Annotated in this window: 1 protein-coding gene and 1 pseudogene; both read right to left on the bottom strand. The window is 38.6% G+C overall.

Annotation, left to right across the window (positions count from 1 at the left end):
- Positions 1-50: 50 nt before the first annotated feature.
- Positions 51-1394 (bottom strand): MATE family efflux transporter, encoded by a 1344-nt coding sequence (locus VXQ92_RS16910; protein ID WP_416682598.1) that lies wholly within the window; start codon positions 1392-1394, stop codon positions 51-53.
- Between the two features lie 177 nt (positions 1395-1571).
- Positions 1572-1691, bottom strand: a pseudogene (locus VXQ92_RS16905) (bile acid:sodium symporter family protein); the annotation flags it as partial.

The following is a 1691-nucleotide window of genomic DNA, read 5'->3' as shown; positions in this document are numbered from 1 at the left end:
GAAGAATGGTTAACAGCACACCCTCTTTAAGGTTGTGTTGATCTACCTAATCAAAAACCTCTTAATTGCTTTCTAAAACGAAAACAGAAGGCACTCAATACACAAGCTACTAAATAGCTTATGGCTGCCATACTCCAGAAACCATAAATTCCCATTGCAGATATAGAGTGACTCTCCCAGTGCAGCCCTTTATAAGCCATCCACCAACCACCGCCCAATCCGAAACATAGCACCACGACTAAAAAAATCAGCATGGGTAAAATCGACACATCCCAACAACGCAGCAAAGAGGTTAGTAACGTCATTAAGCCATCAAGAAAATGAGATATGCAGACAATCAAGAGCAGTGATGCAGCCAAAATCTGTACAGCCAAATCATCTGAATAGAACGTGACAATTAAGCCCCTCTCCACCCATAAACACAAGGATAAACTGCCACTCACTGCCATAATGACCCATATACTTTGTCTGGCAATTTTGTCTGCTTCTTTCATGTTGCCGCTGCCCATAGTTCTTGACACCAAAATGCTATAAGCCGAGGCAATTGATGAAGGAAAAATAAACATGAAACCGCCAGTGCTCGCGACAATTTGATGGGCTGCAGATACCACACTCCCGAAAGGCAAAATCAGAATAGCAACTGAACAAAATGCAACAACGTCCATCAACGCCATGATCGCAGTAGGTATCCCTATTTTTAAAATCATACGCAGACTTTGCCGGCTATCTTCATCTGACCGTTCTGGATGTTCAATAAAGATGTACTTTTTCTCTAGAAAAAACAGGTAATAAACGGTCAACATAAACCACCGTACAATGATAGTGGCTAACAACGCCCCTATCGCCCCGAGTGGCGGAATTGAAAATAAAGCGACACCATAAATCAGAAGATAAGACAAAATAATTTTAAGAATGAAGAAAAGACTATCTGATAATAAAACCTTATACGCATTTTCAGTGACCTGAGACAAAGCTGTAAATAAGCGCATTAATAAATGGGCAGGTAAAATAAATACCAAAGCCCAAATACAGTTTTTAGTAATTGAAACGACATGTTCAGATGCACCAAATAATTTTGGTAGATCACGGAACAAGTAAAGCAAGGCAATACTCACCAATGCCGAACATAACATCAGCCAAACGCCTTGAATAAAAATTTGACGAATACGTGGTATGTCATTGCAACCATAAGCTTCCGAGAGCTTAAGCATCACACCTTGCAGTATCCCCATTCCAATGACATAAACCACTGTATATAAAGATAAGGTCACCGATAAGGCGGCAACATGGTCATTACTAAAATGTCCTACATAAGCAATATCAATCAATCCACTTAAAATTAGAATCAAATTGCTAGAGAGCATGGGAATAAATAATTTAAAAATCTGGTTCATCAAAAAAATGCCTTATTTTTTCTTTGCGATTTATGTTGATATTCACGTTATTTTTAGTGCATCAATTCGAAGCAAAAGACATACCAGTTTTAAATTCAGTTCAAATAAAAAGTGCTTTAAATAAAAAGACCAAACTATCCGTTTGGCCTTCTTTTCTAATGTATATCGTTTATATAGTTATTCTTGTTTGTGTTTACTTGCCCAACAAGTCGCAAGTGCAGGACCAGAAATATTATGCCAAAGGCTGAAAATAGCACTTGGTACCGCTGTAATCGGGGAAGCCGCAAAATGCACTGC

It is taken from the genome of Acinetobacter sp. 228 (assembly GCF_048147885.1).
Note: the sequence above shows the minus strand (reverse complement) of the source record. Positions and strands in the feature narration are given on the sequence as shown.

Excerpts from the sequence above, each read along its gene's own strand:
- VXQ92_RS16910 (WP_416682598.1), bottom strand. The coding sequence starts at position 1,394 with ATGAACCAGATTTTTAAATTATTTATTCCCATGCTCTCTAGCAATTTG.